Raw genomic sequence first — 26,257 nt, forward strand, 5'->3', positions numbered from 1 at the left:
GCCACCGATCCCGACGACTCACCTCGCGGGGGAACACCCCCGCGTGCGCGGGGAAAGACGGGGGCCGCGGGGGGCGGGTCCTGGGGGGATGGGGAACACCCCCGCGTGCGCGGGGAAGACTCCAACGCGGTAGCGATGAGTCGCCGACCCTCGGGAACACCCCCGCGTGCGCGGGGAAGACGACCACGCCCACCACCGACCCACACCCGCGGGCGGAACACCCCCGCGTGCGCGGGGAAGACATTGTGCCCCCGACCACGAAAACGGTCGGGTCCGGAACACCCCCGCGTGCGCGGGGAAGACGACTGGGACGCGGTGTGGCTGGGTGTCGACGAGGGAACACCCCCGCGTGCGCGGGGAAGACACTTGTTGACCTGCGCGTTTGTCGGCGGAAACGGCGTTTTGAATTCACTTCTTTGATGGCGGGCACTCCCGGGTGCTTGACCATCCACGCACCGAGTCCTACCAGCGTAGGGACTACCGAGCGTCGGGCCACTTGGGATCGGTGGTCAGGACTGTCAGTCGCTGGGTCGCGCGGGTCAGGGCGACGTACAGAGTCCGCGGTCCAGTTGTCGACTCGCGGATCAGTTCGCCGGGTTCGACCAGGACGACCGCGTCGTACTCCAGGCCCTTGGACTCCAAGCCGTCCACGACCCGCAGGCGGTCTTCGGACAGGCCGAGGACCGCGCTCCGCATCTCGCCGACTCGGCTTGTCGCGGTGATGATGCCGACCGTGCCGTCCACCTGCCTCAACAACTCGGTCGCCGCCGTCAACGCGCCCGGGGTCAGGTCCGGTTCCGTGCAGACCCGCACCAGGGGGTCGATGCCGGTGCTGCGGACCGCGTGCGGCAGTTGGTCCGCGGTGGCCACGTCGGTCACGACCCGGCCCGCCAAGTCGAAGATCTCCGCGGAGTTCCGGTAGTTGGTGCGCAGGGCGAACCGCCGGTGCTGGGTGCGCGGGCCGCCGAACGCGGCTGTCTGGGCCTGCCGTGCTTCCGCTGGGTCCGGCCAGGAGCTCTGCACCGGGTCGCCGACCACGGTCCAGCTCGCGTACTTCCCGCGCCTGCCGACCATCCGCCACTGCATGGGGGACAGGTCTTGGGCCTCGTCCACCACGATGTGCGAGTACTCGTCGTAGTTGTCGGGGCGGTGGTAGCCGGGGCCGGTCTGGCGTTCCGACCAGGTGCGCAGTTCCGCCGAGGAAGTGTCGGTCTTGCGGACTCGGCGTTTCGGGGGTTTGCCGAGCAGCACGCGCAGCTCGTCCAGCAGGGCGACGTCCGCGACCGACGGGCCAGCCGCCGGGTCGGCCCAGGAGTCGGCGAGCAGGTCGACTTCGGCGCGGGTGAGGACGCGGCCGGACGCGCGGGCGAGGCGCCTGCGGTCCGACAGGCCGTGCAGGACCTCGGCGGGGGTGAGCAGCTGCCACCAGACGACCACGAACCGGTGGAAGTCGATCCGCTCGCCCAGTTCGGTGATCAGCTCGGACCGCTTGACCGGGAAGTCCTCATAGGAGTCAGCCTTGCGCCACAGCGCCTCCAGCAGCGCCTCGGCCGCGTCGACGCGGGACTGGTTCGGCGGTTTGCGGCCGTTGTGGACGGCGTTGCGCACGGCGGCGAGTTCACGCGCGTCGAGTTTGAGGACTTCGCCCTTGTAGACGATGCGCAGCTCCGTCGGGGCGTCCGCGGGCGCTTCCCGGATGGCCTTCTTCAGCACCCGCCGCATCCGCAGCGACCCCTTGACCGCGGCCACCGGCGCCGGGTCGACCCTGGTCGCCTTGACTTCGTCGAGGATGTCGCTGAGCGAGCGCAGTTCCACGCTGTCCTCGCCCATCGACGGCAGGACCCGGGAGATGTAGGAGGTGAACGCGGGGGACGGGCCGACGACGAGCACGCCGGAGCCGCCCATCCGCCGCCGGTCGCGGTAGAGCAGGTACGCGACCCGGTGCAGCGCCACGGCGGTCTTGCCGGTGCCGGGCCCGCCGGTGATCTCGGTGACCCCGCGCCACGGGGCGCGGATCGCCTCGTCCTGCTCGCGCTGGATGGTGGCCACGATGTCGCGCATGTTCTCGCCGCGCGCCCGGGTCAGGCTCGCCATCAGCGCGCCCTCGCCGACGACCGGCATGTTGTCCAGCCGGGCCTCTGGCATCAGCAGGTCGTCGTCGATGTCCACGACCGCCTGGCCGGTGGAGCGGATGACCCGGCGCCGGATGACCTCCATCGGCATCTCGGCGGTGGCCTGGTAGAACGGCGCGGCGGCGGGCGCGCGCCAGTCGGTGACCAGGTTGTCGAACTCGGTGTCGCGCACCCCGAGGCGCCCGACGTACATCGTCTCGCCCTCGGTGGTGTCGAGCCGCCCGAACACCAGCCCCTCGTGCTCGGCGTCGAGCGAGCGCAGGATCTGGTTGGCGTGGCGGACCATGACGTCGCGCTCGAACAGCATCGCGGCCTGCTCGAAGACGGCCTCGTCGCGCGCGCCGTGGGCGAGCTGGTCGCCCCGCGTCCGCATCGCCTCGGCCTCGTCCCGCATCTCCGCCACTCGGGCGTACACGATGTCGACGTGCTTCTGCTCGACCGCGATCTCGGCCTCTCTCACAGAGGTTTCCGACACGCAGCGCTCCCACGGTTGTTCACGGACGGGACAAGCGAGATTACGCGCTTTGCGTCAGGCGGGAATCGGCCGCGTGGCGGATGTGCTCTGCCTCACCCCTGTCCGGGGGTCCCACCGGGGTGTCGGGCACCATGGGCCGGTGACCAGGATCGTGGCGGGCGCGGCTGGCGGCCGCAGGCTCGCCGTCCCCCCGAAGGGGACCCGCCCCACGTCGGACCGGGTGCGGGAGGCGTTGTTCAGCGCGCTGGAGGCCGCGGCGGGCCTCGACGGCGCGCGCGTGCTCGACCTCTACGCTGGCTCGGGCGCGCTGGGGTTCGAGGCGCTGTCGCGGGGCGCCGTGCTCGCCACGCTGGTCGAGTCGGACCGGGCCGCCGTCGGCGTCCTGCGCGGCAACGCGGCCGCCCTGGGCATGGCGGGGGCCGACGTCCGCGCCGCCAAGGTCGACAAGGTCCTCGCGACCACCCCGGACGCGCCCTACGACGTGGTCTTCGCCGACCCGCCCTACGCCCTCGGCGACGCGGAGCTGACCGCCGTCCTCACGGCGCTCGTCGGCAACGGCTGGACCGCCCCCGGTACGACGGTCGTCGTGGAGCGCGGCGCCCGTTCGGGTGAGCCGGACTGGCCCGCGCCGCTGACGCCCGTGCGCACCCGCAAGTACGGGGAGACCCAGCTGCACTGGGCCACGCACGGCCCCGCGTGAGGGCCGCGACAGTCCTCCCGTGATCACCCCGCCTGGCTGCTACGGTCCGGGTCCATGACGCGCGCAGTGTGTCCAGGCTCGTACGACCCGCCCACCAACGGCCACCTCGACATCATCGAACGCGCCGCCGCGCTGTTCGACGAGGTCGTCGTCGCGGTCATGATCAACAAGAGCAAGCGCGGCCTGTTCACCGTCGAAGAGCGGATGGACCTGCTGGCCGAGACCATCGCGCACGTCCCCAACGTCCGGGTGGACTCCTGGCACGGCCTGCTGGTCGACTACTGCGCGCAGAACGACGTCCAAGCCATCGTCAAAGGCTTGCGCGCGGTGAGCGACTTCGACTACGAGTTGCAGATGGCCCAGATGAACCAGGGGCTGACCGGCGTGGAGACGATGTTCATGCCGACCAAGCCGCTCAACAGCTTCCTGTCCAGCTCGCTGGTCAAGGAGGTCGCGACCTACGGCGGCGAGGTCTCCCACCTGCTCCCGCCGAATGTCCACAAGCGACTCGTCCAGCGGCTGGCCGAGAACGCCAGAAGCGCGGATTCCTAGAGCGGGAGCTTCATGCCGATGTGGCTGGCCACGAAGCCCAGCCGCTGGTAGAAGCGGTGCGCGTCCCGGCGGGAGGCCTCGGTGGTGAGCTGCACCAGCGCCGCGCCCCGGTCCCGCGCCCGCTCGATGGCCCACTCGAACAGCCGCTGCCCGACACCGCCGCCGCGCTGGTCGGCGCGGACCCGCACGCCCTCGATCGTGGCCCGGGTCGCCCCGATCCTGGACAGGCCCGCGGTGAAGGTGAGCTGCAGGGTGCCCACGACCTCGCCGCCGGTCTCGGCCACCACGAGCACCTGGTTCGGGTCGGCGTCGATCTCGGCGAACGCCTCGGCGTAGCGCGGGTCGCCGGGCGTCTCGCGGGCGGCGCCGATCGGGTCGTCGGCGAGCATCGCCACGATCGCGGGGACGTCGTCGGCGCGGGCGGCACGGATCTGCACGTCGCCAGCCTGCCACAGCGGGTTAACGGCAGCGTCAACGCATGATCACGCGCTGCCCATACGGTCGGAAAATGAGCAACATCACCTTCCGGGGTCTGCGGGGACTGCTCGTCGTGGTCGTCGCGACGCTCGGCTTCGTCGGCCTGTCCACCGCCGCCCCCGCCGCTGTCCCGGCGCCCGCGGCCATCGCCCAGCCCGCCTGCGGCGACACCTCGACCTACACCCGGGTCGCCCTGTCCAGCCTGCCGTCGCAGGCGACCGACACCTACCGGCTCATCCAGACCGACGGGCCGTTCCCCTATTCCCAGGACGGCACGGTCTTCCAGAACCGCGAGCGCATCCTGCCCGCCTGCCCCGCAGGCTACTACCACGAGTACACCGTGCAGACCCCCGGTTCGAGCACCCGCGGCGCCCGCCGCATCGTCACCGGCGACGGCGGCGAGTACTTCTACACCGCCGACCACTACGAGAGCTTCCGCCTGATCACCTTCTGACCGGGCGGTCCGCCCTCGGCAGCGTGATGGCGACCAAGACGGTCACCACGACCCCGCCGCCGCCCGCGACCAGGAACGTGGTGGGGGCGTCGGTGGCGTCCAGCAGCAGCCCGCCGCCGAGGTAGGACAGCGCGGCGGCGACGCCGACCGCCCCGTAGAGGTTGCCGAACACCCGCCCCAGCAACTCGGCCGGGACGAGCCGCTGGAGCAGCGTGTTGACCCCGACGTCCATCGCCGCGATGCCCAGCCCGCGCACGGCCTGCACGGTGAACGCCGCGGCCACCGCCCAGGCGAACCCGGTGAGCAGGTTGCCCGCGCTGCTCACCAGGAACCCGCCGACCAGCAGCACGGCCATCGAGGTCTTCTGCGCGAACCGGCTCAGCAGCGCGTATCCGGCGAGCAGACCCGCGCCCACCGCCGCGAGCAGCAGCCCGACCGCCGAGTCCCCGGCGGCGAGGGTGTCCTTGGCCAGCAGCACCAGCGCCACGTCGTCCACGCCGTTGCACAGCACCACCCCGCAGAACCCGAGCGCGACCACCCGGACCGCCGGGGTCCGCGCGATGTAGCCCAAGCCAACCCTGGCCTGCTTGAACACGCCGCTTTCCGTCGCCCCGGTAGACGGCGGAATCGGCTTGAGCCTGCCGATGAGCAGCGCCGAGACCGCGAACGTCGCGACGTCGGCGACCAGCACACCGCGCAGCCCGAGCACCGGCAGCAGCGCCGCGGCGGCCAGCGGCCCGAACGCCTCGGCCCCGTTCGTCCCGAACCCCAGCAGCGCGTTCGCGCTCTCCAGGTCGCCCGGCCCCACGACCGCGGGCACCGCGGCCCTGGACGCGGGCAGGAACACCTGCGCGGCCAGCGCGCGGACCCCGGCCAGCGCCAGCAGCAGCGGCAATGGCGGCAGCGCCAGCGCGATCAGCAGCACCAGCGCGCCCTGGGCCACCTCGCACCAGACCATCACCCGGCGCAGGTCGAACCGGTCGCCGACGACCCCGGTCAGCGGCCCGAACAGCGACGGCGCGAAGTCCACCACGAGTAGCAGCAGCGCGATGGCCATGGCCTGGCCGGTGGTGTCCGCCACGAACAGCATCAGGGCGACCAGGGTCAGCGAGTCGCCGACGGTCGACACGACCCGCGCCGCCACCAGCGTCCGCAACTGCCCGTTCGCGCGTAGCAGCGCGGTCCCACCCCGGTCCACCGGCGCAGCCTAGGGACGAGCCCCGCCCGGCGAGTACCGAATATCCGCACACCGCAAGCGGACACGCCCGCCCAGGTCCACCCCCACGACCAGGTGAACGGGCAGAATCATCTGCCGGGAGCCTGTCGCGCCCGTTCTCGGCGACCGGCGGAGGAGGAGCTGTGTACAAGGTCTTCGAGGCCATCGATGAGCTGGTGACCATCCTGGAGGAGGCGCGGGGGGTGCCGATGACCTCGGGCTGCGTCGTGCCCAGGGGCGACGTCCTCGAACTGCTCGACGAGGTCCGCGACGCGCTGCCCGCCGAGATCGACGACGCCCAGGACGTGCTCGACCGCAAGGACGAGATCGTCGGTGCCGCCGAGCACCAGGCCGAGCAGACCCTGAGCAAGGCGACCCTGGACGCGGAGAAGACCCTCGCCGAGGCCCGCGCGCACGCCGAGCGGATGGTCGCCGAGGCCACCGCGCACGCCGACCGGCTCGTCGCCGACGCCCAGCACGAGGCCGACCGGCTCGTCGCGGCGGGCCGCGCCGAGTACGACAGCCTCGTCGGCCGCTCGCAGGCCGAGGCCGACCGGATGATCCAGGCGGGCCGCGAGTCCTACGAGCGCGCCATCGAGGAGGGCCGCTTCGAGCAGGCCCGGCTGGTCTCGCAGACCGAGGTCGTGCAGGCCGCGCACGCCGAGTCGACCCGCATCCTCGACGCCACCGCCGACGAGGCCGCCCGGCAGCGCGCGGAGTGCGACGCCTACGTCGACGGCAAGCTCGCCGAGTTCGAGGACCTGCTCGCGCACACGCTGCGCACGGTGGGCAAGGGCCGCACGCACCTGCGCGGCCCGATGAGCGGCGTCCCGGCAGGCGCGGTGCCCTTCGACTACAACGGCGGCTGATTTTCGGTCTCGGCGCGCATCGCGTACCCTGTTATGGCTGGCCACGCATAAGCGTCGGACCGGAAACCCGTTGAAAGTTGCTGACCGAACCCACCATGTCCTCCAAGCGCAAGAGCACGGACCGCCCGGTGCTCACCAGTCCCTGGGTCATCGACACCCGGGAGCTCGGCAGGCGGCCGGGGTCGAGCAGGCACGTGCGCCGCAAGGCCGCGGCGAACTACGCCCTCGGGCTGGAGGGCGTCATCGCCGTGCCCATCGGCGCGGAGGTCGACCTCGACGTCCTGCTGGAGTCGGTGGTCGAGGGCGTGCTGGTCTCGGGCACCGCGTCGGGGCCGCTGGCGGGGGAGTGCTCGCGCTGCCTCGACCCGGTCACCGACGAGATCGAGGTCCAGATCACCGAGCTGTTCGCCTACCCGGACAGCGCGACCGACGAGACCACCGACGAAGACGAGGTCAGCAGGCTGGTCGACGACCTCATCGACCTGGAGCCGGTCGTCCGCGACGCGGTCGTGCTGGCCCTGCCGCACGTGCCGCTGTGCGCGGAGGACTGCGCCGGACTGTGCTCGGAGTGCGGCGGCAAGTGGGCCGATCTCGGCCCGAAACATAGGCATGAGACCATTGATCCTCGGTGGGCCGCGCTGCAAGAGCGGTTCCAACAGGGTGATGGTTGAGACAGCACAGCTTTCTTGTCACCATCCGATCCTGCTCAACAGCTCGTCAGAGGAGATTCAGTCGTGGCCGTCCCCAAGCGGAAGATGTCGCGTTCTAACACCCGCTCGCGCCGCTCGCAGTGGAAGACCACTGCCGTGCACCTGGTGAGCTGCTCGAACAAGGCCTGCCGCGCGCCCAAGCCGCAGCACATCGCCTGCCCCACCTGTGGCCAGTACGACGGTCGCCAGGTCACGCAGCCCGCGTGACCCAACGGCGGAAGTAGAACCACGGCATGGGGGGTAAGGCGTCCCGAGGCCCCACCTCGGACCCGGAAACGCTGCTCGACGCGCTCGGCGTCCGCTTGGACGCCGAGTTGCTCGTGCTCGCGCTGACTCACCGCTCGTACGCCTACGAGAACGGTGGTCTGCCGCCCAACGAGCGGCTGGAGTTCCTCGGCGACGCGGTGCTCGGACTCGTGGTCACCGACCACCTGTACCGCACGCACCCGGACCTGCCGGAGGGTCAACTCGCGAAGCTGCGCGCCAGCGTGGTCAACATGCACGCCCTCGCGGGCGTCGCCCGCGGCCTCGGCGACGGCGGCCTCGGCGCTCACCTGCTGCTGGGCAAGGGCGAGGAGCTGACCGGCGGCCGGGACAAGGCCAGCATCCTGGCCGACGGCATGGAGGCCGTGATCGGCGCGGTCTACCTCCAGCACGGCATCGACACCGCCCGCGACGTCGTCCACCGGCACTTCGACCCGCTGCTGGCCGAGGCGCCGCTGCGCGGGGCGGGCCTGGACTGGAAGACCAGCCTCCAGGAGCTCACCGCGTCGGCCGGACTCGGCGTGCCCGAGTACCGGGTGCGCGAAGAGGGCCCCGACCACCGCAAGGAGTTCACCGCCATCGTCGTGGTGAACGGCCAGGGCTACGGCAACGGCGACGGCCGCACGAAGAAGGAAGCCGAGCAGAAGGCGGCCGAGGCGGCCTGGCGCGAACTCTCAGAGAAGATCAACGCCGAGTCCGCGGACGCGGCGGCCGACAACTCCTGACTCGTGCCGGAACTCCCCGAGGTCGAAGTCGTCCGACGCGGCCTGCAGAACCATGTCGCGGGGCGGAAGATCTCCCAGGTGGAGGTCTTCCACCCCCGCTCCATCCGCCGCCACCTCCCCGGCGCCCTGGACTTCGCAGGCCGCCTGGTCGGCCGCGAGATGGTGGCGGCCCGCCGCCGAGGCAAGTACCTGTGGGTCGACCTTGGCTCGGGCGAGGCTGTGTTGGCTCACCTCGGGATGAGCGGCCAGATGCTCGTCCAGCCTCCCGGCGCCCCCGACGAGAAACACCTCCGGGTCCGCTTCACCTTCGCTGACGGCGGTCCCGAACTCCGCTTCGTGGACCAACGCACCTTCGGCGGCCTCTCCGTCGAGGAAATGGTCGAAGTCGACGGCGTTTCCCTGCCTGAGCCGGTCGCTCATATCGCTCGGGACCCGATGGACCCGGCTTTCGATCAAGACGCGGCGGCCCACGCCCTGCGCCGCAAGCGCACCGAGGTCAAGCGCGCCCTCCTGGACCAGACTCTCGTTTCGGGTATCGGCAACATCTACGCGGACGAGGCTCTGTGGCGGACCCGACTGCACTGGGCCCGCGCCACAGACAAGCTGTCGGCCGCGAAGGCGCATTCGTTGTTGTCGGCCGCTGCTGACGTGATGAACGAGGCTCTGGAAGTCGGCGGCACCTCGTTCGACGCGCTGTATGTGAACATCAACGGCCAGTCTGGCTACTTTGATCGGTCCCTGGCGGCTTACGGCCAGGAGGGCAAGCCCTGCCCGCGCTGCGGTCGTCCGATTCGGCGGGAGCCGTTCATGAACCGGTCGTCGTTCTCTTGTCCCCGTTGCCAACCGCATCCGCCTGGGTTCTCTGGCTGAGCTGGGTTCTCTGGGTGGGCTGGATCGGGTGGAGTGGTTTCTTCGGGGCCCCTACGAAGGAAGATCGCCGTGTGAAAGACGGGTGGGAAGCCTTCGGCCGCACACGCGCGAAGCCAGCTTAGCGATCTTCCTTCTCCCCCGAAGAAAACCACTCCACCCCATCGAGCCAACCCCCGCAACCCAGCCACCCCAGAAGCCCCATCGAGCAACCCCCAGCCACGTCACACACAGCCAGCCCAGCAACCCCACCTTGCGCGGTAGTGCGCAATGCGCAATAGTGTCCGTAGCGCGATAGCGGGGAGGGTGCGTGGACACGAGTCAGTTGCTCAAGGGAGTGCTGGACCTTGCTGTGCTCGCCGTGCTCAAGGACGAGGACGGCTACGGCTACGACGTGCTCAGGAGACTGCGGCACGGGGGGATGGACGAGGTCGGCGACGCGTCGGTGTACGGGACGCTGCGGCGGCTGTATCGGGCGGGGTATCTCACCTCGTATGTGGTGCCCAGTGACGAAGGGCCGCACCGCAAGTACTACGGCATGAACGACGCGGGCCGGGAGCGGTTGGTCGAGTCGGAGAAGGCTTGGCGGGCCTTCGCCGAGACGTTGGACGGGATTCTTCGGAAAGGGGCGGCGGCGTGAGCGGGGACATCGACACGCGCCCGGAGTTGGCGGACTACCTCAACCGGGTGCGGGCCGCGCTGGCGGATCTGCCGCCAGAAGAGTTGGCCGAGGTGATGGAGGACGTCGAGCCGCACGTCACCGAGGTCTTCGGTGAGGCGGAATCGGCCGAGGAAGTCACGCGCAGGCTGGGCACTCCGGAGGCTTACGCGGCGGAACTGCGCGCCGCGGGCGGGTACCCGCCGCCCACCGCCGCGACGCCGGGGGACCGGCGGCGCACCTGGCGGGGGCGGTATGTCTTCTGGATGACCGGGTTGACGGTGGGCGTCGCAGCGGCGACCGGGCTGTCCACAGTGGAGGGTTATTCCGCCGAGCGGTTCGGGGCGCTGGTGGTGTTCGGGTTTCTCCTGATTCCCGGGCTGTGGCTGGTGTTCAGCGGCGGTGTGCGCCGCTCGGACATCGAGACGCTGCCGGAGTACGGGTTGGCGCGCAAGCTCGGCAAGTCGGCGCTGGCGACGCTGCCGGACAAGCCGGTGGCATACCTGGTGTCCCTGCGACCGGCTTGGTGGTTGATCCGGATCGTGCTGCTGGCGCTGGGTTTCCTCGCCGCGCTGGAGTCGCGGTCGAGCGGCCTGGTGATCATCCTCGGGTTGATCGGGCTGCTGGTGTGGGGCGGGGCCAGGGTGCGCACGGACCGCAGGCTGCTGCTGGTCATGGTGCCCGCCAACGCTTTCGTGGTGGGTCTCGCCGTGGCACTGGCCTCGGCGGCGGTGTCCGGAGCGGACCGCGGCAACGCGTACTACCCGACCGGCTACAGCCAATCGGGCCTGACCTACGACGGTTCCCACCTCGCCAACGTCTACGCGGTGGACGCCGAGGGCAAGGCGATCCCGGAGTTCTACCTCTACGACGAGGAGGGCAAGCCCCTCAACGTCTACCGCCCCAGTTGCGACACCCACTACGGCGAGAGCACCGAACACCGGAACCGGTTCCCGCTGCCCAGGGTCGACTACCAGGCGGGCGTGTGCAGGGAGCGCGCTGACCTGCCGTTCATGCCCCTGCCCCCCATCTCGGGCAGCGTGACCACGACAGCACCCACCACCACGACCCCCACGGGACCGGCGCCGACCACGACAACGGCCCCGCCTGCGACCACCACCCCACCGGTGACGACGACTCCACCGGTGACGACGACCACCCAGTAGGCCGGGGGCGGGAGAGAAGCGGGAGCGGGCATCGGGGGCCCGCTCCCGCTTCGCTGCGTCAGAACCTCAAGCTCGGCGACCGTCTCGGAACAGCCCCGCGTGCGCGGGGAAGACGGCCGGGGAATCGGATGGACGGACCCGCAGACCGGAACAGCCCCGCATGCGCGGGGAAGACGGAATTACGGTCACAGAACGTGCATGCCGCGACGGAACAGCCCCGCATACGCGGGGAAGACGCGGTGGCCCACTCGCGTACGGCGGCGGCCAGGGGAACAGCCCCGCATGCGCGGGGAAGACGCACTCCGAGGGGAAAGCCAAGGAGTACCAGCACGGAACAGCCCCGCATGCGCGGAGAAGACTCCAGCCGTGCGATGGCGGCCTCCAGATCCGCCGGAAACAGCCCCGCATGCGCGGGGAAGACAGCTCGTGCACGAGATCCAGATGTCCGCATGGGGGAACAGCCCCGCATGCGCGGGGAAGACGGGCAGGGCCGCTACGAGGCGGATCGGGTCCGGGGAACAGCCCCGCATGCGCGGGGAAGACGAGCTGGGCAAGGCCCGCCAGCCGGTCGCCGGGGGAACAGCCCCGCATGCGCGGGGAAGACTGGTCGGGAGAACCCAGCTGAGGGGCTGCCGCCGGGAACAGCCCCGCATGCGCGGGGAAGACGTCGTCCACGCGATGGACCACCGGCCCGCCGTGGGAACAGCCCCGCATGCGCGGGGAAGACTACACCTCCTTCCGATACGCCTTCCGCTGCCTTGGAACAGCCCCGCATGCGCGGGGAAGACGTCCAGGGCGTAGGCACCGGTGCCGAGGCTGGGGGGAACAGCCCCGCATGCGCGGGGAAGACACTTGTTGACCTGCGGGTTTGTGAACCGAAACGGTGTTTTGCATTCACTTTCGTTGTCAAGTCAGCGGTTGCCGAAGCGTCTTCGTTTGCTGGCGTTGCTCCACCCGTTCTTCCGTGGTGACTCGTTGTCGGACCGTTGAGCGGGGCGGAGCATGAGGTTGACGCCCTCGAAGTCGACCGGCACCCACTAGTGGGAGTGGACGGCGAAGGCCAAACCCTGTTCGTTGTCCGCTCCGTAGACCATGATCGCTCGTCCAGTCATGGCCATCTCGGTCACGCGCTGCCACATCAAGCCGCGTACCCGGGCGCTGACCTTGCCGACGAACACCCCCGGTGATATCTCCAGCAGCCAGCGGGTGAGGTGGCCTCGGAGGCCGACCGGGCACGCGGCGACGACGATGACAGTCATTCGTCGTCCTCGCCGTATGCGGTTCCGCCCGCCACGTTGCGCCCGTTGTAGTCCCAGAGCATGACCACGTCCGGGTCTTCGAATGCCTCCGGGCCGTATTCGATGGTGTCGTCTTCCTCCGCGAACAAAGCCTTGATGTCGCGGACGCAGGTTCCAGGAACGCCCCGTCCTTCGTGTGGTCGCGGACGGCGCGACGGGTCTCGGCCCCGATGTCGGCGACCTCGCGGGCGGCGATGTCGAAGGCGATGGGGATGCTGATCTCGGCTTTGTAGAGGTCGGCGATGTCGTAGACGAACGACTTGACGTGTCCGGTGTGGACGAAACCGAGCCCGGGTGCGCAGCCGAGGGCGACGATGACCGCGTGCGCGACCCCGTACAGGCTGGTGTTGGCCGCGGAAAGCGCCTGGTTGACCGGGGTTCCGCCTGCGAAGTCGCCAGGGTCGTAGTCGCGGCGTTCCCAGGGAATGCCGGTCCGTTCGGCGTGCGCGCGGTAGAGCCGTCGCACGCGCGCGCCTTCCCGGCCGCGGAGTTGCTGCATGGTCAACCCGCTCGTGTCTTCGCCAGGGAACCGAATCGCATACATCTCGCGGGCGACCCGCAGCCGCGATGTGCGGTTGGACACCAGTTCCGCTTGCCGTTCCAAAAGCCGCGACGAGCGGGCCAGTGTGCGGCCGTGGGCGTAGCAGCGCACACCGTGTTCGCCGACCCAGACCGCGGTGGAACCGCTCTCGGCGAGCAGGACCATGGCCTGTTGGCTGACGTTGGTTCCCGGCCCGAGCAGGAGGGCGCCCAAGGTCGCGGCCGGGATGTGGACGGTTCCCCTGGCGTCGCGGGCCGTGATCGCGTTCGCGTCGCGGTGGATGACGCAGTGTTCCAGGTAGACGAAGGTCAGCCGGTCCTGCGCACGGGCGAGCTGCGAGATCGGGACCGGCTTCGCACCGGGGATGTCGGCCACGGCTACACCGGTTTCGCCAGCGTGAGCAAGCCGCAGCCGTAGCCTTTGGCCGGTCCGATGCCGTGGGTCAGCGCGGCGCGCAGGGCTTGGGGATCGGTCACTTCGAGCCGTCCCTCGAACACCGCTGTTGCCAGGGTGACTGTGCTGCCCTGCCGGGTGAATCGCCAGGTGCGGCGGCCGTGCACCGCCACGTCCGGTTCCTTGTGCACGCCGACGGGAACCGTGAAGCCGTTGCGCTCGGCCCGATTCAGCAGCCACGCGGTCTGCTGCGCCACGGTGACATGGCCGAACCGCTGCGTTCGGGGCGCGCCCGCGGTCTTCGGCCTGCTGGTGACCGGGTTCGACGTGAGTCGGAACGCCCAGACGGCGCCGACTTCCAGTGAGTCGAGCAGACAGGTGTAGTCGCGTGTCTCCCAGCCTTGGGTCGCGGGCCAGCCCGCGCTTTCGACCAGGTGGGTCAAATCCGGCCGATGCGGGCTGACGAGGTACAGCAGCGTCTGGTGCTCCCGTTGGTCCACTCGCCACAGCAGGCGGCCCTGGTCGGTGCCCGTTCGCTGGTGGGCGGGGAAGCCCGCGAGGACGGCGGCGTGCATCCGCTGCGGCGATGCCAGCAACTCCCGCGCACCCCGTCGAGCCATGTTGACCTCGAAGCGTGTCAGGTACATCAGTTCCCATCCCCCAACGGGCCCATCGGGTCGTGCGGGTCCGGCCCGGGGGTGAATCCGCCGTCATAAGCCGGATTCGGCACAGTCACGCGGCCGTGGATGACCGAGCGCCAGCCGTATTCGCGTCTGCGCGGGTCGAAGCTGATCGGCTCGTCGCGCACCACGTCGCTGCCCGGTGTGCCCGGCGGGCAGTCGATCACCGTGGCCAGCCGGACGTGGTGATCCGCGTGCGCGCGCTGCGTCCACTTGGCCGCCAGCCAAGGTGTCTTGCTGAGCACTTGCTCCACTCCGCCCTCATACAGCTCGTGGTCCAGCCTGCCCACCGGGGGACAGGAGCGGCGACCGAGAAACAGGGGGAACACCGGTCGGCGCAGCGCTTCACGCAACCCCTCCACCAAGGTGGCCTCGCCTTCGACCGCGACCGCGAACACGGCGTCAGCCAGGTAGAACCGGTACGACAGCGGCATCGACTGGGAGCCGTCCCTGGTGCGGGCGGTCTGGAAGTCGCGCTCGACCCGGCCGGGCTGGTCCACCCGCACGCCGACGCGCAGGCCAACCAGGTCCTCGATCGGGTCCACCCGCCGCCGCCCCTGCGCGGCGGCCAGCAAGCCGATGACACCGCTCTTGCTCGGCATCCGATCGGTGTTGCGGCGCACGAACCGGCTGCTGGTTCCCCAGGACTGCATCGGCGCCGCGAACCGGAGCAGCAGCACGGTCACGGCGCGACCGCCAACCGTTCGGTGACCATCGCGCCGAGGGAGCGGACCGTGGCGTCGAAGGTGGACCGCTCGCCGAACTCGGCCAGCGGCGCGACTTTCTCGCCGACACCGAAACTCCACGCCGCCACCGGGCGCTCGTCGAAGGCGAGGTGCAGTTCGCGACCGTGGTCGGCCAGCCGCCTGACCGACTCCACGATTCGTCCCCCGGCGACTCCGTCCGGGACGGTGTCCTCGAACGCTCCGACGAAGTTGATCGACTGCGACTCGCGGGCGAAGATCAGCACCGCGTCCGGCAGCGTCCGGTTGGCGAAGGTGTTCTGCTTCCCGGTCGGCATACTCGACACGAACGCGCGCACGAACGCCTCCACGGCCCGCCGCGTCGCCTCCGCGTCGCCCAGGTTCTCGTGCAGCCGGTCCACGTCGACGGTGGCGTAGCGGTACAGGGTGGACGAGTTGAACTCGACCGTGCCGATCATCCCCGCGCCCGCGTCCTCCTCAGCGTCGTCGTTCTTGTGGTCGTCCACCGCGGTGAAGAAGTCGTACTCGTTCGACACCGCGTGCACGCTCAGCGCGTGCGCCACCTGCGCGGCGGCTTCGACGTTCAGGTCGGTCGTGTCCGCCACCATCCGCCCGAACAGCGACACGTCGACCGAGTGCTCCCGGTCGGCCCGCGCTTTCGCCGCGCTTTTGTCGATGGACAGCTTGCCCTCGCCCGCGTCTTGGGCGGCGTTGATGGCGAGTTCGGCCAAGCCGGACACCTGCCGGTTGCTGAGGAACAGCAGATAGCCCGCCTCGTCCGGCTCACCGGCTTTGCGAGCGGCCTTGACCTTGATGCCCGCCGCGTCCAACACCGCCTTGGCCAGCTCCGCCGAGCGCTCGCCGAATGCGGGGTTCTGCTTGGTGATCTCCTCCTGGAGCAGCTCCACGACCCGCTTGGTGCGCACCCCGAGTTCTTCTCGGTCGAGCAGCGTGTCGAACGCGTCCCGGGTGGCGCGCTTCCATGCCTGGCTGGACACCCTCGCCCGCCGTTTTCCGCCGTAGACAGCGGACTTGGGGCTGCCGGTGTCGTCGCGGTTGAGATTGCTGGGCGGCACAGTCTGGATGACGTGCAGGTCGATGATGGTGCGGGGCATGATTTCCTCTCAGGAAGTGGGGTTCTTGGTGGAGGTGACCGCGTGGAAGTCCCGGCCCCACACGCGGCGCACGATGGTCGGTCCCCCGGGCTCCTGCCACCGCACGAGTTGCGCGGCGAGCAGCCCGTAGTCCAGGGAGATCCGCGCGCCACGCATGAGCTGGACCATTCCGCGCAGGTGGTGGGTCAGCTCGTCCAGTTCGTCAGCGGAGCCGAGAAGGGCGAATCGGCGGGACACCGCCGTGTCCTTGCCTTTGTCCGGCGCGAGTCCGCGAACGGCTTGGCCGAACCGGCGTCCCTTCTCGTGCATCCGCCGGGGCTGGGACTGCTGATGCGTGGCGTAGAGCGTCATCGCGATGTGCGCGGCCACTTCGAGTGCGGTGGCCTCGTCGTCGGTGGGGTCGCCGACGAACTCGGCGGCCAGCGTGTATTCGAGGATGTCCGGGACGCTGCCCGCCGGTTTGCCCACGCCGCGTCGGAGCCGGGCCAACCCGGCGACGCCCGCGGGTCGGTTGGCGAGGTAGTTCGCCTGGAGCGAGCCGATGCGCTTGCTCACGATGTCGCGCACCACCTCGGCGTTCGTCTTGGTCGAGGCTGTCACGGTGTGCCCTTTCTGAATCGTCATGTGATGTCCGGATACGCCAGTCGGAACGCCTCGCGCAGCTCGCGGTGAAACCAGATGTCGGCGTGGCTGGAGGTGACGAGCCGGTTCTTCACCACGCGTCCGGTCCACGACGACGGCGAGGCCCTGTCCAACAGGTCTTGGCCAAGCCCGCGAACCACCTGGCCGGCGAGCCGGTGCCAGAGGACCTGTTGCTCGATCGCGTCGGAGTTCGGGCCGAGCCTGCTCACCCAGTCGCGGAACGGCCCGTCGAGTTCGGCATACGCCGATTCCTTGGCCCGCTCCCGAGATCCGGCGGGGTCACCGCCGCTGGCCGCGGTCAGATTCGCCGCGAGCGATCCCAACGCCTTCGCGCCGTTCTCGGCCGCTTCGACGCACGACAGGACCTTTCCCCGCAACTCCGCCGCGGACTGGCTGAGCAGGATCGACTGGATGGAGAGCGCGTCATCGATGATCTCGGCGGTGGTGGAGCTTTGGCTGCCGTAGGTCATGCCGATCGTGCGCAGTCGGATGGGGAAGTCCGGCCCGATCACGTCATCGCCGAGCAGCGCCAGCCACTTGAGCACGCCAGGCGCCAGCCTCGCACTGGCTTCCGAGCTCTGTCCGACCGCCGCTGCCTGCGGAAGCAGGGCCTGCAAGCCGCGCCAGATGGCACGTTCGGGGTCATGCTCCAGTGGCATGTAGACAGTCGGTTCGCGCAGCTTCTTCTCCTGCGCCTGGCTGCGCCGCCACGCGGAGTGCGGCTCGAAGCGGAACTTGTTCTGCGGCATGACACGGTCGCCGTTGCAGACCAGCACACCGACCACCTTGTCGCCCTGCGGCACCAGCCGGATTCGCCTGCTCTGCCAGGTGAACAGGTCGACCGGCCCGGTCGGCGCCCGTCCGTCCGGGTCTTCGACGCCCGCGGTCACCGGCGCACGGCGCCAGGCGGGGCGGTCGACGCAGGCGTCGGCCGCCGTGAGGTCGAAATCGCGCGCGATGAGGTTGAGCAGCAGCGTTTCCCGCAGGTTCGCGCCCTCGGGGAGCACACCGCCCAGGTAGCCGGACCAACCGGTGCCGATCGGGTAACCCTTGCCGCCCTTGACCCGATCGTCGCCGACCGCGCCGGACTTGATGCCGGACGGATCGAACGCGTGGCAGTGCACCACCCACCGCGCGGCCTCGGCGAAGGTCAGCGCTTGGTCCGAGCCGAGGCGGGTGGAGAAGAACGGCTTTCCGTTGGGGATGTCCGCGATGATCTTGTCAAGCCCGGAGACCTCGCCCTTCGCCGTGCGGAGTCCGGCGACTTGGAGGAACGGCGTCCGCGGGTGGAACAGGTCGAAGCGGTCCCGGCAGCGGTCCAGATACGCCGCGATGTCCTCGACAGGCAACTCGTCCGCGCTCCACAGCTCGCTCCACTCATCGAGGTCGCGCGGTCCTTCGGTCACATCGTGGACCACGGCCAGCAGTATCCGGGTGAGCGCGAAAACCTGAGTCGGGACTTCGCCGACCAGTCCGGCCAGGTCGCCCGACTGCCGGAAGGTTTCCAGCAGGGACAGTTCGGTCACGCTGCCATCGAGTCGACGGACAAGCAGCCAGGGTTGGTCGATCAGGTCGAAGGAGTGCGGGTCAGACTCGGTCATGCAGCAGTCCTCGGCGGATGTCGTAGGTCAGGTGGAATCCGTGCAGGACAGTGGTGCGTTCCAGGTCGAGCACGAGGACGAGTTGCCCCTTGAGCAGGTGGGTCTGGGCGAAGCTGGTGATCTGCTCGCGTTCCAGTTCGGCGATCACCTGGTCGATCACGCCTGCGTGGCACAGCGCGGGTGGCAGTCGCAGCGCGCAGGCCGCGATTACGCACGCCTGCTTGTGGGGCACCGGCTGGTCGAGGGGGATCTGCTCACCGCCGCTCTCGATCCAGTCCGGGGTGAGCAAACCGCCGTCCTGGTCTCGCTGGACGACCAGGACCTCAAGTGACTCACCACCGTCACGCACCTGAGCGAGTCCCTTCGGACCGTCGTCCACGTCGCCCACCCCCGCGCTGAGCCAGCCGATCAGGTTGCCCGCCCCGGTGGCCTTTCCCAGGAGGAAGTTCCGCGCGTTCTCGGTGCGCTTGCGGGATGTGGCGGCCGCGGCGCGGGCGGCGGCGGCCATCGCGGGCTGCCAGGTGTCAGGTCCGAGAGGTGCCTCACCGTAAGCGGCTTCGACCAGCGGCGCGATGTCGTGCGGCAGCCTGATCCGCGCCCGCGCGGCGAGCAGTGCGGCGGACCTCAGCAGCGTGTGTTCGCCGTAGACGGCCCGCGAGCCCCGCACCGCCGTCACCGGCGCCGCGGTCCAGTCCGCCACGCCGACCAGAGCGCAGCGCGGAAGGCGGACCGAGGCGGGTCGAGTGCGCTCGTGCCGATGCAGTCGGCCGAGTCGTTGCAGCACCAGGTCGGCCGGAGCGAGATCGGTGACCATCAGGTCGAAGTCGACGTCAAGCGATTGCTCGACAACCTGTGAGGCGACCACGATATGCCGGGTCGGCCTGCTGGTGTCTGCTGTGGGAGGACCGAACTTGCCGATCAGTTCCCGGTCGAGTCGCGCGCGGTCGCAAGCCAGGAACCGGGAGTGGTTGATGGTGACATCCTCCTCGCCGAACTCCTGGGTCAATCGGTCCGCGGTTTCCTGTGCTCGGCTGACCGTGTTGCGCACGATCACCGCGCAGCCACCGTCGGCCAAGTGCTCGCGCAGATACGCCACCAGCGTGTCGAGGTCGTCGGACAGGTGGTCGATGGTCACCTCCGTGCCGGGAGGTGGAAGGTCGAGCACCTGAGGCTCGACGCCTCCCGACCCGACGACTACCGGATAGCCCAAGTCTTCGCTCGTCTGCGCGGACAGCGCGCCGCTTCCCGAGTCGTAGGCGTGCACCAGTTCCGCGCGCCGCCGGTTCGGCAGGGTCGCCGAAAGCAGGACCACCGGGACCCCGTACGCGCCCAGCCAGTGCAGCGTTCGGTGCAGATACTGGGACATATAGACGTCGTAGGCGTGGACCTCGTCGATGATCACGACTTTCCCGGCCAGGCCCAGGTGCCGCAGCATGACGTGCCTGCTCTTGAGCGCGGAGAAGAGCGCCTGGTCGATCGTGCCGACCACGAACGAGGCCAGACCGGACTTCTTGCTTCCACTGAGCCATTGGTGCGCGATCAAGGCGCCGAGGTCGTCGTCGCCGATCCTCGCGAACCGCGACTTCCGGACGAGCCCGGCATACTGGTCGTTGAGATGGGCCTTGCCGTGCGCGAGGTTCACCGAAACCGGACGGTCGTCGGCGCGTCCGGGCAACACTTCCAGCCAGTCGTGCACGCGGCTGAACATCGCGTCCGAGGTCGCCCGGGTCGGCAGCGCGAGGAAACAGCCGTCCGCCCCGGACGCGTGCGCGAGCCGCTCGGCGGCCATCAGCGCGGCCTCGGTCTTGCCCGAGCCCATCGGCGCCTCGATGATGATCAGACCCGGCCTGGTTTGCGCCCGAGCCATGTCTACCGCGGCGACCTGCACCGGCCTGACAGTTCCGGTTGGCTTGCGGAACCGGTGTCGAAACACCTGGTCCAAGTCCTCGCCGAGAGGCTGGGCGGCCCAGCGCGGCGGAAAGTCGAGCTGTTTCCACGCCTGCCGCAAGCGCTCCGCGGTCTCATCGACATCTGGCGGCGGCGGTGGCTCGGCGAGCGTGGCGATCGGCCGCAGGGGGAACAGGCCAGTGTTGGAGGCGATCCAGTCGGCGACGATCACGATTGCGGTGAGCAGCACCTGAGCCGGCTTGCCGAGCACGACGTCCCGGTACGCCGCGAGCGTTTCCCGGCCGCCGATCCCGATTGTGGCGCGTTCCAGGAGGTGGGCGCGCACCTCGGCCCACGTCCCGGTGCCGACGAGGTCGGGATGGCCGCGAAGCCAGGACGGCTCGGTCTGCTCAGGAGGCACACCGTGGTGGCTGCCGACGATCGCCCCCAACTGCCTGGCCCCATGCCGCTTCGCGAAGCCCATCTCCTCGACCAGCCAGTCCTGCACCACACAGTGACCGACCAGAGCATGTTTCGCCCTCCGCCGATCCGGGCTGTCGGCGACTCGCGGTGAAGCGACAAGACCGTGCTCTCCCATGTGATCGAACAGTTTCGGCACCTGCACGGCGAACGCAGGCGAGGCTTTGCCGACGTCGTGGACGCCCGCCAACCAGCAGGCGAGCTTTCGCACACCGGCCGAGCCGTCGGGAAGGTCGCGGGCAATCCGCGCGATCACCTGTGGAGACAACCAGTCATCGACCAACCGACCTGCCACGGCGGCCGTGTCGTCAAGGTGCTGGTGCAACGGCAACCAGGCGACGACGGCGTTGTGTTCATCGCGGTCCGACTTGGCCCAGGCCGACAGCCAGGTGTTCCGGTTGAGCATGCACTCGCTTCCGTCGTAGTCGGTCCGTGGCCCTAGGTCATAGGAATCTGCGGAGCGCTCGAGTTTGTTTCAAACGGACCAGGAGATACCCCCGAATGGCGCAATCCCGGGTGTGTCGCGTCAGGAATCGCTCGACTCGTTCGGCAACTCTGAACAGGGCCAAGGGAAAGTCGTCCCGGAGGCAGCCAGCGACACAAGGACTCGCAAGGGAGCGCTGACCGAGACAGGCACCAGCCAGACAGTCAGTCCGGTGCTCAAGGCAGCGAGTGCGGCGGTGGGCAATACGACGAGCAGGACAACAGTTCTATTGGGTGTGAAAGGCCGGGGCGTGCATCGTCAGCCTGCCGCGACCTCTTCAGCGACTCGGCGCGCGATCCGCTCCACCTCCGCCACCTGGTCAGGTGTGAGTGCCCTGGCGTCGACCTGCCCTCCCTGGGGCGAGTGCTCGCGGATGGCGAGCGCTCCGATTTGTTCGGCCGTCACCGTGTCGACGCGCTGGGCGGGCGCGCGGGTCATCGCGTCCATCATCGTCATGAGGAGTTGCCGCACCAGCGCCGACGTGGACGTGTGCTGGGCCTCGGCGTGCTGTTTGAGTTGAGCGGCCAGGGTCGCGGGCACCCGAACCGACATTGTGGTCTGCTCAGCCGCGCGGGACACCGCGACCTCGACCGCGGCTGCCTCGGCTTCTTCCTCGGCGTACTCGTCCCGGATCGCCGCGATCCTCTGGTTCAGTTTAGGATTCGTCATTGGCCCTCTCCTTCCAAGTACGCCCGCAGGTCCGCCCCGCTGGTTCGCCACGCCGTCACCCCGGCGTGCTCATCTCGGGTGCAGATCACCGTGAGCACGCATCCCGCCGTGTGCGAGTAGCCGATGATCCGCATCGCCTGTCGGTTTCTACTCTTCGGGTCCGGGTCCCGAACCACCCGGCGTGGATCTTGCGCCGCTTCCACCGTCCAGCCAGGCTCGATGTTCTGAGCGCCCGGGTAGCGCTGATCACGCAGGCGGATGTACTCCGCCTGCTCATCAGACCACCACAAATCCTCCATGACTACATTGTCACACAAATGACTACGCAAGTCGACCGAGGTGGAACTGCCCTGTGTGCCCAGGGAAGACCTTGCTGACCTGGCAATCTACCGGTCAGTAACTGGCTTCGGCGCACTTCGTCGGGTGCATCGGCGTCTCTGGGGTCTGATTGTCGTCTGCTCCTCAACTGCTGAGGTGGGTCGTCGGGATCGGGGCGAGATGGCGGTCACCGGGGCGTCAGGATGGCGTAAAAACGGCTGGTCACCGCGTCAAGGGACTGTCAGGTCCACTGAAGACGGGGTGGTCGCGGGGGCACGCTCTCGTGAGTCGGGCCGCCGGTGGGGTGGCTCGTGGAGAGAGGGAAACCATGGCCGACTTGGCCTACGCCGCCCTGTTGATCGTCGGCTTCCTGGTGCTCGCGCTGGCCCTGCGCGGGTTGGAGAAGCTGTGACCGAGGACGTCGTGGGGGGCGTTCTCGCCCTGGTGCTCATCGTGTACCTCTTCGTGGCGTTGATTCGGCCGGAGAAGTTCTGATGGCGGGTCTGCTGCAGGTGGTTCTGCTGTTGGTCGCTCTCGCGGTCGTGTACCGGCCGCTGGGGGACCACATGGCCCGGGTCTACTCCGACGAGAAGCACTGGCGGGTCGAGGCTTTCCTCTATCGGATCGTGCGGGTGGAGCCGAAGACCGGGCAGCACTGGAAGACCTACGCGTCCGCGGTGCTGGGGTTCTCGGCTGTGTCGGTGATTTTCCTGTTCCTGTTGCAGCGGTTGCAAAGTCTGTTGCCGCTGGACCTGGGGCGCGGGCCGGTGCCCACCGGAATCGCGTTCAACACCGCCATCAGCTTCGTGACCAACACCAACTGGCAGTCCTATGTGCCGGAAGCGGTCATGGGGCACACGGTGCAGATGGCCGGGCTCACCGTGCAGAACTTCCTGTCCGCCGCGGTGGGCATGGCCGTGGCGATGGGGCTGGTGCGCGGGTTCGCGCGGTCGGGCGCCGACCGGATCGGGAACTTCTGGGTCGATCTGGTGCGGGGCACGGTCCGGATTCTGGTGCCACTCGCCTTTGTGTCGGCGATCGTGTTGGTCGGGCTGGGCGTGGTGATGAGCCTCAAGTCCGGTGTGGACGTCGTGAACCCGGACGGGTCCCAGAGCACGATCGCGCTGGCCCCGGCGGCGAGCCAGGAGGCGATCAAACAGCTTGGCACCAACGGCGGCGGCGTGTTCAACGCCAACTCCGCGCACCCGTTCGAGAACCCGGGGGCGTGGAGCAACCTGGTCGAGATCTTCCTGATCCTGCTCATTCCCGTCTGTCTCACCAGGACGTTCGGCACGCTGGTGGGCAACCGGCGGCAGGGTTACGTCCTGCTGTCGGTCATGGGTGTGCTGTGGAGCGCCATGCTCGCGGTCATCTGGTGGGCGGAGGCGCACCAGCACGGGACCGCCGCGCTGCTCGCGGGCGGTGGCCTGGAAGGAAAGGAGCAGCGGTTCGGCATCGCCGGGTCCGCGTTGTTCGCCAACAGCACGACCGGGACTTCCACGGGCGCGGTCAACGCCATGCACGACAGCTTCAGCGGGCTCGGCGGCGGCGGGGCGCTGCTCAACATGCTCTTCGGCGAGATGACGCCCGGCGGCGTCGGCTCCGGCCTCTACAGCATCCTGATCATGGCCATGATCGCCATGTTCCTCGCCGGGCTCATGGTCGGGCGGACGCCGGAGTACCTGGGCAAGAAGCTCGGCAAGCGCGAGGTCACCTGCGCGGCGATCGCGATGCTGGCCATGCCGACCGTGGTCCTGCTCGGCGCGGGCGCCGCCCTGCTGCTGCCGGGGACCGCCGCCGCGCTGAACAACCCGGGCGCGCACGGGCTGTCCGAAGTCCTCTACGCCTACGCCTCCGCGGGCAACAACAACGGCAGCGCGTTCGCCGGTATCACCGTGACCAGTGACTGGTTCCAGACGAGTTTGGGGCTGTGCATGTTGTTCGGCCGGTTCGTGCCGATTCTCGCCGTGCTGTGCCTGGCGGGTTCCCTTGCCGAGCAACGGAAAGTGCCGCAGACCGCGGGCACGCTGCCGACCACGGGACCGCTGTTCGCCACGATGCTGGGCGGCACCGTCGTGCTGGTCGCCGCCCTCACCTTCGTCCCGGCGCTCGCGCTCGGCCCGATCGCGGAGGCACTGGCGTGACGGTCCTGACCGAGCCGAAGCGGGTGGGCGCAGGGGTGTTCGCGCCTCGGCAGCTACTTACCTCGCTGCCGGACGCCTTGCGCAAGCTCGACCCGCGCCACCAGGTGCGCAACCCGGTGCTGTTCGTGGTGTGGGCGGGTTCGGTGCTGGTCACGGTGTTCGCCGTGGCGGACCCGAGCGTGTTCTCCGTCGCGGTGGCCGTGTGGCTGTGGTTCACCGTGCTGTTCGCGAACCTGGCCGAGGCGGTCGCCGAGGGCCGGGGCAAGGCGCAGGCGGAGTCGTTGCGCCGCGCCAAACGCGACACCGTGGCGCAGCGGATTGTGGCCGATGGCAGCCGGGAACGCGTGCCGGGGGCGGACTTGCGCGTCGGCGACCTGGTGGTGGTCGAGGCGGGCGAGGTGATCCCGGGCGACGGCGACGTGGTCGAGGGCATCGCGACGGTGGACGAGTCGGCCATCACCGGCGAGTCGGCCCCGGTGATCCGCGAGTCCGGCGGCGACCGGTCCGCGGTGACCGGCGGCACCACCGTGCTGTCCGACCGGATCGTGGTGCGGATCGCGACCAAGCCCGGTGAGTCCTTTGTGGATCGGATGATCGCGCTCGTGGAGGGCGCGCGGCGGCAGAAGACCCCGAACGAGGTCGCGCTCACGATCCTGCTCGCCACCCTGACGATCATCTTCCTGCTCGCCGTCGTGGCCCTGCAGCCGATGTCGGCCTACTCCGGCGCGCGGCAGTCGGTGACCGTGCTGACCGCGCTGCTGGTCTGCCTGATCCCCACGACCATCGGCGCGCTGCTCTCGGCGATCGGCATCGCGGGCATGGACCGGTTGGTGCAGCGCAATGTCCTGGCCACCTCCGGCCGCGCGGTCGAGGCCGCCGGCGATGTGAGCACGCTGCTGCTGGACAAGACCGGCACCATCACCTTCGGCAACCGCCAGGCCACCGAGCTGATCCCGATCGGCGTCACCACCGTGCACGAGCTTGCCGTCGCCGCGCGGCTGTCGAGCCTGGCCGACGAGACGCCGGAAGGCCGCAGCATCGTGGCGCTGTGCGCCAAGGAGCACGGGTTGCTCAAGGGGGCGACGGACCGGGAGCGGGCCGCGAAGTTCGTGCCGTTCACCGCGCAGACCCGGATGAGCGGCATCGACCTCGACGGCCGCCGGGTGCGCAAGGGCGCGGCGAGCGCGGTGCGGGAGTGGGTCGTCGACCAGGGCGGCCTGGTGCCCGACGAGGTGCGCGATGTGGTCGACCGGATCGGCGCCGAGGGCGGCACGCCGCTGGTGTGCGCGGAGGGCCGGATCGTCCGCGGCGTCATCCGACTGTCCGATGTGGTCAAACCGGGGATGCGGCAGCGGTTCGGCGAGCTGCGCGCCATGGGCATCAAGACGGTCATGATCACCGGCGACAACCCGCTCACGGCCCGCGCCATCGCCGAGGAGGCGGGCGTGGACGACTACCTCGCCGACGCCAAACCCGAGGACAAGATGGCCCTGATCCGCGCGGAGCAGGAGGGCGGGCGGCTGGTCGCGATGACCGGCGACGGCACCAACGACGCGCCCGCGCTCGCCCAGGCCGACGTCGGGGTCGCGATGAACACCGGGACCATGGCCGCCAAGGAGGCGGGCAACATGGTCGACCTCGACTCCGATCCCACCAAGCTCATCGAGATCGTCGAGATCGGCAAGCAGCTGCTCATCACCCGCGGCGCGCTGACCACCTTCAGCATCGCCAACGACCTGGCGAAGTACTTCGCGATCCTGCCCGCGATGTTCGCCGCGGTCTACCCGCAGCTCGACCGGCTCAACATCATGCACCTGCACTCGCCGGACTCGGCGATCCTGTCCGCGGTGGTCTTCAACGCGCTGGTCATCGTGGGCCTGATCCCGCTGGCCCTGCGGGGAGTGCGCTACCGGCCCGCGGGCGCCCAGTCGCTGCTGCGGCGCAACCTGCTGGTCTACGGACTCGGCGGCATCGTGACCCCGTTCGCGGGCATCTGGCTCATCGACCTGCTCGTCCGACTGATCCCGGGGATGTGA

26 protein-coding genes, 1 pseudogene and 2 CRISPR repeat arrays (1 of these 29 cut by a window edge) are annotated in these 26,257 nt (G+C 69.6%); of the genes and pseudogenes, 13 read left to right on the forward strand and 14 right to left on the reverse strand.

The annotated features are described in order from the left end of the window. Window positions 1–364: direct repeats of the CRISPR family, unit length 28 nt; unit sequence GGAACACCCCCGCGTGCGCGGGGAAGAC; it begins 31 nt to the left of the window's first position. A 113-nt stretch (window positions 365–477) separates the two neighbouring features. Beyond that, window positions 478–2,607, reverse strand: a complete 2,130-nt coding sequence (locus BLS56_RS09005) for a HelD family protein (protein ID WP_091449509.1) — start codon at window positions 2,605–2,607, stop codon at window positions 478–480. A gap of 139 nt (window positions 2,608–2,746) precedes the next feature. Here BLS56_RS09005 and rsmD point away from each other — a divergent pair, with 139 nt between their 5' ends. Further along, on the forward strand, window positions 2,747–3,307 hold the full coding sequence (rsmD, locus tag BLS56_RS09010) for a 16S rRNA (guanine(966)-N(2))-methyltransferase RsmD (protein ID WP_091449510.1): 561 nt from the start codon (window positions 2,747–2,749) through the stop codon (window positions 3,305–3,307). Window positions 3,308–3,361: 54 nt separating this feature from the next. Continuing rightward, window positions 3,362–3,859 carry a pantetheine-phosphate adenylyltransferase gene (gene coaD / locus BLS56_RS09015; RefSeq protein WP_091449511.1) on the forward strand — a complete coding sequence of 166 codons (498 nt, stop codon included), beginning with the start codon at window positions 3,362–3,364 and terminating at the stop codon, window positions 3,857–3,859. Here coaD and BLS56_RS09020 read toward each other — a convergent pair. Continuing rightward, entirely contained in the window at window positions 3,856–4,296 is a 441-nt protein-coding gene (locus BLS56_RS09020; RefSeq protein ID WP_228771491.1) for a GNAT family N-acetyltransferase, read from the reverse strand. The genes coaD and BLS56_RS09020 overlap by 4 nt on opposite strands. A 71-nt stretch (window positions 4,297–4,367) precedes the next feature. Between BLS56_RS09020 and BLS56_RS09025 the strand changes: the two genes are divergently transcribed. Next, on the forward strand, window positions 4,368–4,790 hold the full coding sequence (locus BLS56_RS09025; RefSeq protein ID WP_091449512.1) for a ribonuclease domain-containing protein: 423 nt from the start codon (window positions 4,368–4,370) through the stop codon (window positions 4,788–4,790). On the opposite strand, the gene BLS56_RS09030 is transcribed toward BLS56_RS09025, so the two are convergent. Continuing rightward, complete coding sequence (locus BLS56_RS09030; RefSeq protein ID WP_228771492.1) at window positions 4,780–5,988, reverse strand: MFS transporter; 1,209 nt, start codon at window positions 5,986–5,988, stop codon at window positions 4,780–4,782. The genes BLS56_RS09025 and BLS56_RS09030 overlap by 11 nt on opposite strands. Window positions 5,989–6,149: 161 nt before the next feature. Between BLS56_RS09030 and BLS56_RS09035 the strand changes: the two genes are divergently transcribed. The 7 genes from BLS56_RS09035 to BLS56_RS09065 all read left to right on the forward strand — a co-directional run bounded on the left by BLS56_RS09035 (window position 6,150) and on the right by BLS56_RS09065 (window position 11,265). Beyond that, window positions 6,150–6,875 (forward strand): DivIVA domain-containing protein, encoded by a 726-nt coding sequence (locus BLS56_RS09035; protein WP_091449513.1) that lies wholly within the window; start codon window positions 6,150–6,152, stop codon window positions 6,873–6,875. 95 nt (window positions 6,876–6,970) lie between these two features. Next, window positions 6,971–7,546 carry a YceD family protein gene (locus BLS56_RS09040; RefSeq protein ID WP_091449681.1) on the forward strand — a complete coding sequence of 192 codons (576 nt, stop codon included), beginning with the start codon at window positions 6,971–6,973 and terminating at the stop codon, window positions 7,544–7,546. A 63-nt stretch (window positions 7,547–7,609) separates the two neighbouring features. Next, window positions 7,610–7,792: a 50S ribosomal protein L32 gene (gene rpmF, locus BLS56_RS09045; RefSeq protein ID WP_091449514.1), complete on the forward strand. Its 183-nt coding sequence runs from the start codon at window positions 7,610–7,612 to the stop codon at window positions 7,790–7,792. Window positions 7,793–7,818: 26 nt separating this feature from the next. Then, the gene (gene rnc / locus BLS56_RS09050; protein ID WP_091449515.1) at window positions 7,819–8,574 is read left to right on the forward strand and encodes a ribonuclease III; all 756 of its coding nucleotides are present in this window, start codon (window positions 7,819–7,821) and stop codon (window positions 8,572–8,574) included. A gap of 3 nt (window positions 8,575–8,577) precedes the next feature. Continuing rightward, entirely contained in the window at window positions 8,578–9,444 is an 867-nt protein-coding gene (gene mutM, locus BLS56_RS09055; protein ID WP_091449516.1) for a bifunctional DNA-formamidopyrimidine glycosylase/DNA-(apurinic or apyrimidinic site) lyase, read from the forward strand. A gap of 307 nt (window positions 9,445–9,751) precedes the next feature. After that, window positions 9,752–10,081, forward strand: coding sequence for a PadR family transcriptional regulator (locus tag BLS56_RS09060; protein ID WP_091449517.1), 330 nt, complete (start codon window positions 9,752–9,754; stop codon window positions 10,079–10,081). Continuing rightward, on the forward strand, window positions 10,078–11,265 hold the full coding sequence (locus tag BLS56_RS09065; protein ID WP_091449518.1) for a DUF1700 domain-containing protein: 1,188 nt from the start codon (window positions 10,078–10,080) through the stop codon (window positions 11,263–11,265). Before BLS56_RS09060 ends, BLS56_RS09065 begins: the two co-directional genes overlap by 4 nt. A gap of 86 nt (window positions 11,266–11,351) precedes the next feature. After that, window positions 11,352–12,115: direct repeats of the CRISPR family, unit length 28 nt; unit sequence GGAACAGCCCCGCATGCGCGGGGAAGAC. 187 nt (window positions 12,116–12,302) lie between these two features. Here the strand turns inward: BLS56_RS09065 and cas2e are convergent. The 11 genes and pseudogenes from cas2e to BLS56_RS09115 form a co-directional block, all read right to left on the reverse strand. Next, the gene (gene cas2e / locus BLS56_RS31340; RefSeq protein WP_175482742.1) at window positions 12,303–12,524 is read right to left on the reverse strand and encodes a type I-E CRISPR-associated endoribonuclease Cas2e; all 222 of its coding nucleotides are present in this window, start codon (window positions 12,522–12,524) and stop codon (window positions 12,303–12,305) included. Continuing rightward, entirely contained in the window at window positions 12,521–12,652 is a 132-nt protein-coding gene (locus tag BLS56_RS32725; protein WP_267463899.1) for a hypothetical protein, read from the reverse strand. Before BLS56_RS32725 ends, cas2e begins: the two co-directional genes overlap by 4 nt. 86 nt (window positions 12,653–12,738) lie before the next feature. Continuing rightward, window positions 12,739–13,479: pseudogene (cas1e, locus tag BLS56_RS09075) on the reverse strand (type I-E CRISPR-associated endonuclease Cas1e); the annotation flags it as partial. Window positions 13,480–13,481: 2 nt separating this feature from the next. Further along, window positions 13,482–14,144, reverse strand: coding sequence for a type I-E CRISPR-associated protein Cas6/Cse3/CasE (gene cas6e / locus BLS56_RS09080; RefSeq protein ID WP_091449519.1), 663 nt, complete (start codon window positions 14,142–14,144; stop codon window positions 13,482–13,484). Next, window positions 14,144–14,863 carry a type I-E CRISPR-associated protein Cas5/CasD gene (gene cas5e, locus BLS56_RS09085; protein WP_091449520.1) on the reverse strand — a complete coding sequence of 240 codons (720 nt, stop codon included), beginning with the start codon at window positions 14,861–14,863 and terminating at the stop codon, window positions 14,144–14,146. Before cas5e ends, cas6e begins: the two co-directional genes overlap by 1 nt. Next, window positions 14,860–15,996 (reverse strand): type I-E CRISPR-associated protein Cas7/Cse4/CasC, encoded by a 1,137-nt coding sequence (gene cas7e, locus BLS56_RS09090; protein WP_091449521.1) that lies wholly within the window; start codon window positions 15,994–15,996, stop codon window positions 14,860–14,862. The genes cas5e and cas7e overlap by 4 nt, the downstream gene beginning before the upstream one ends. A gap of 9 nt (window positions 15,997–16,005) precedes the next feature. Further along, window positions 16,006–16,596, reverse strand: a complete 591-nt coding sequence (casB, locus tag BLS56_RS09095) for a type I-E CRISPR-associated protein Cse2/CasB (RefSeq protein WP_228771493.1) — start codon at window positions 16,594–16,596, stop codon at window positions 16,006–16,008. 20 nt (window positions 16,597–16,616) lie between these two features. Continuing rightward, entirely contained in the window at window positions 16,617–18,239 is a 1,623-nt protein-coding gene (gene casA, locus BLS56_RS09100; RefSeq protein WP_091449523.1) for a type I-E CRISPR-associated protein Cse1/CasA, read from the reverse strand. Continuing rightward, window positions 18,226–21,012: a CRISPR-associated helicase/endonuclease Cas3 gene (locus BLS56_RS09105; RefSeq protein ID WP_091449524.1), complete on the reverse strand. Its 2,787-nt coding sequence runs from the start codon at window positions 21,010–21,012 to the stop codon at window positions 18,226–18,228. The genes casA and BLS56_RS09105 overlap by 14 nt, the downstream gene beginning before the upstream one ends. 336 nt (window positions 21,013–21,348) lie before the next feature. Next, window positions 21,349–21,759 carry a ribbon-helix-helix protein, CopG family gene (locus BLS56_RS09110; RefSeq protein ID WP_091449525.1) on the reverse strand — a complete coding sequence of 137 codons (411 nt, stop codon included), beginning with the start codon at window positions 21,757–21,759 and terminating at the stop codon, window positions 21,349–21,351. Then, on the reverse strand, window positions 21,756–22,058 hold the full coding sequence (locus tag BLS56_RS09115) for a hypothetical protein (RefSeq protein WP_091449526.1): 303 nt from the start codon (window positions 22,056–22,058) through the stop codon (window positions 21,756–21,758). Before BLS56_RS09115 ends, BLS56_RS09110 begins: the two co-directional genes overlap by 4 nt. Before the next feature lie 427 nt (window positions 22,059–22,485). Between BLS56_RS09115 and kdpF the strand changes: the two genes are divergently transcribed. Genes kdpF through kdpB form a run of 3 tightly spaced genes read left to right on the forward strand, consistent with a single transcriptional unit; the run spans window position 22,486 to window position 26,257 of the window. Beyond that, entirely contained in the window at window positions 22,486–22,572 is an 87-nt protein-coding gene (kdpF, locus tag BLS56_RS30520) for a K(+)-transporting ATPase subunit F (protein ID WP_139190583.1), read from the forward strand. Next, window positions 22,572–24,221 carry a potassium-transporting ATPase subunit KdpA gene (gene kdpA, locus BLS56_RS09125; RefSeq protein WP_091449528.1) on the forward strand — a complete coding sequence of 550 codons (1,650 nt, stop codon included), beginning with the start codon at window positions 22,572–22,574 and terminating at the stop codon, window positions 24,219–24,221. The genes kdpF and kdpA overlap by 1 nt, the downstream gene beginning before the upstream one ends. Further along, complete coding sequence (gene kdpB / locus BLS56_RS09130; RefSeq protein ID WP_091449529.1) at window positions 24,218–26,257, forward strand: potassium-transporting ATPase subunit KdpB; 2,040 nt, start codon at window positions 24,218–24,220, stop codon at window positions 26,255–26,257. The genes kdpA and kdpB overlap by 4 nt, the downstream gene beginning before the upstream one ends.

Source organism: Actinokineospora iranica (genome assembly GCF_900101685.1).
GTDB lineage: Bacteria > Actinomycetota > Actinomycetes > Mycobacteriales > Pseudonocardiaceae > Actinokineospora > Actinokineospora iranica.

Bases quoted from the DNA above. Each gene is read 5' to 3' on its own strand.
- BLS56_RS09105 (WP_091449524.1), bottom strand. From the start codon at position 21,012: ATGCTCAACCGGAACACCTGGCTGTCGGCCTGGGCCAAGTCGGACCGC.
- rnc (WP_091449515.1), top strand. From the start codon at position 7,819: ATGGGGGGTAAGGCGTCCCGAGGCCCCACCTCGGACCCGGAAACGCTG.
- casA (WP_091449523.1), bottom strand. From the start codon at position 18,239: ATGACCGAGTCTGACCCGCACTCCTTCGACCTGATCGACCAACCCTGG.
- cas7e (WP_091449521.1), bottom strand. From the start codon at position 15,996: ATGCCCCGCACCATCATCGACCTGCACGTCATCCAGACTGTGCCGCCC.
- BLS56_RS09040 (WP_091449681.1), top strand. From the start codon at position 6,971: ATGTCCTCCAAGCGCAAGAGCACGGACCGCCCGGTGCTCACCAGTCCC.
- kdpA (WP_091449528.1), top strand. From the start codon at position 22,572: ATGGCGGGTCTGCTGCAGGTGGTTCTGCTGTTGGTCGCTCTCGCGGTC.
- BLS56_RS09025 (WP_091449512.1), top strand. From the start codon at position 4,368: ATGAGCAACATCACCTTCCGGGGTCTGCGGGGACTGCTCGTCGTGGTC.
- cas6e (WP_091449519.1), bottom strand. From the start codon at position 14,144: ATGTACCTGACACGCTTCGAGGTCAACATGGCTCGACGGGGTGCGCGG.
- BLS56_RS09115 (WP_091449526.1), bottom strand. From the start codon at position 22,058: ATGGAGGATTTGTGGTGGTCTGATGAGCAGGCGGAGTACATCCGCCTG.
- coaD (WP_091449511.1), top strand. From the start codon at position 3,362: ATGACGCGCGCAGTGTGTCCAGGCTCGTACGACCCGCCCACCAACGGC.
- cas2e (WP_175482742.1), bottom strand. From the start codon at position 12,524: ATGACTGTCATCGTCGTCGCCGCGTGCCCGGTCGGCCTCCGAGGCCAC.
- BLS56_RS09110 (WP_091449525.1), bottom strand. From the start codon at position 21,759: ATGACGAATCCTAAACTGAACCAGAGGATCGCGGCGATCCGGGACGAG.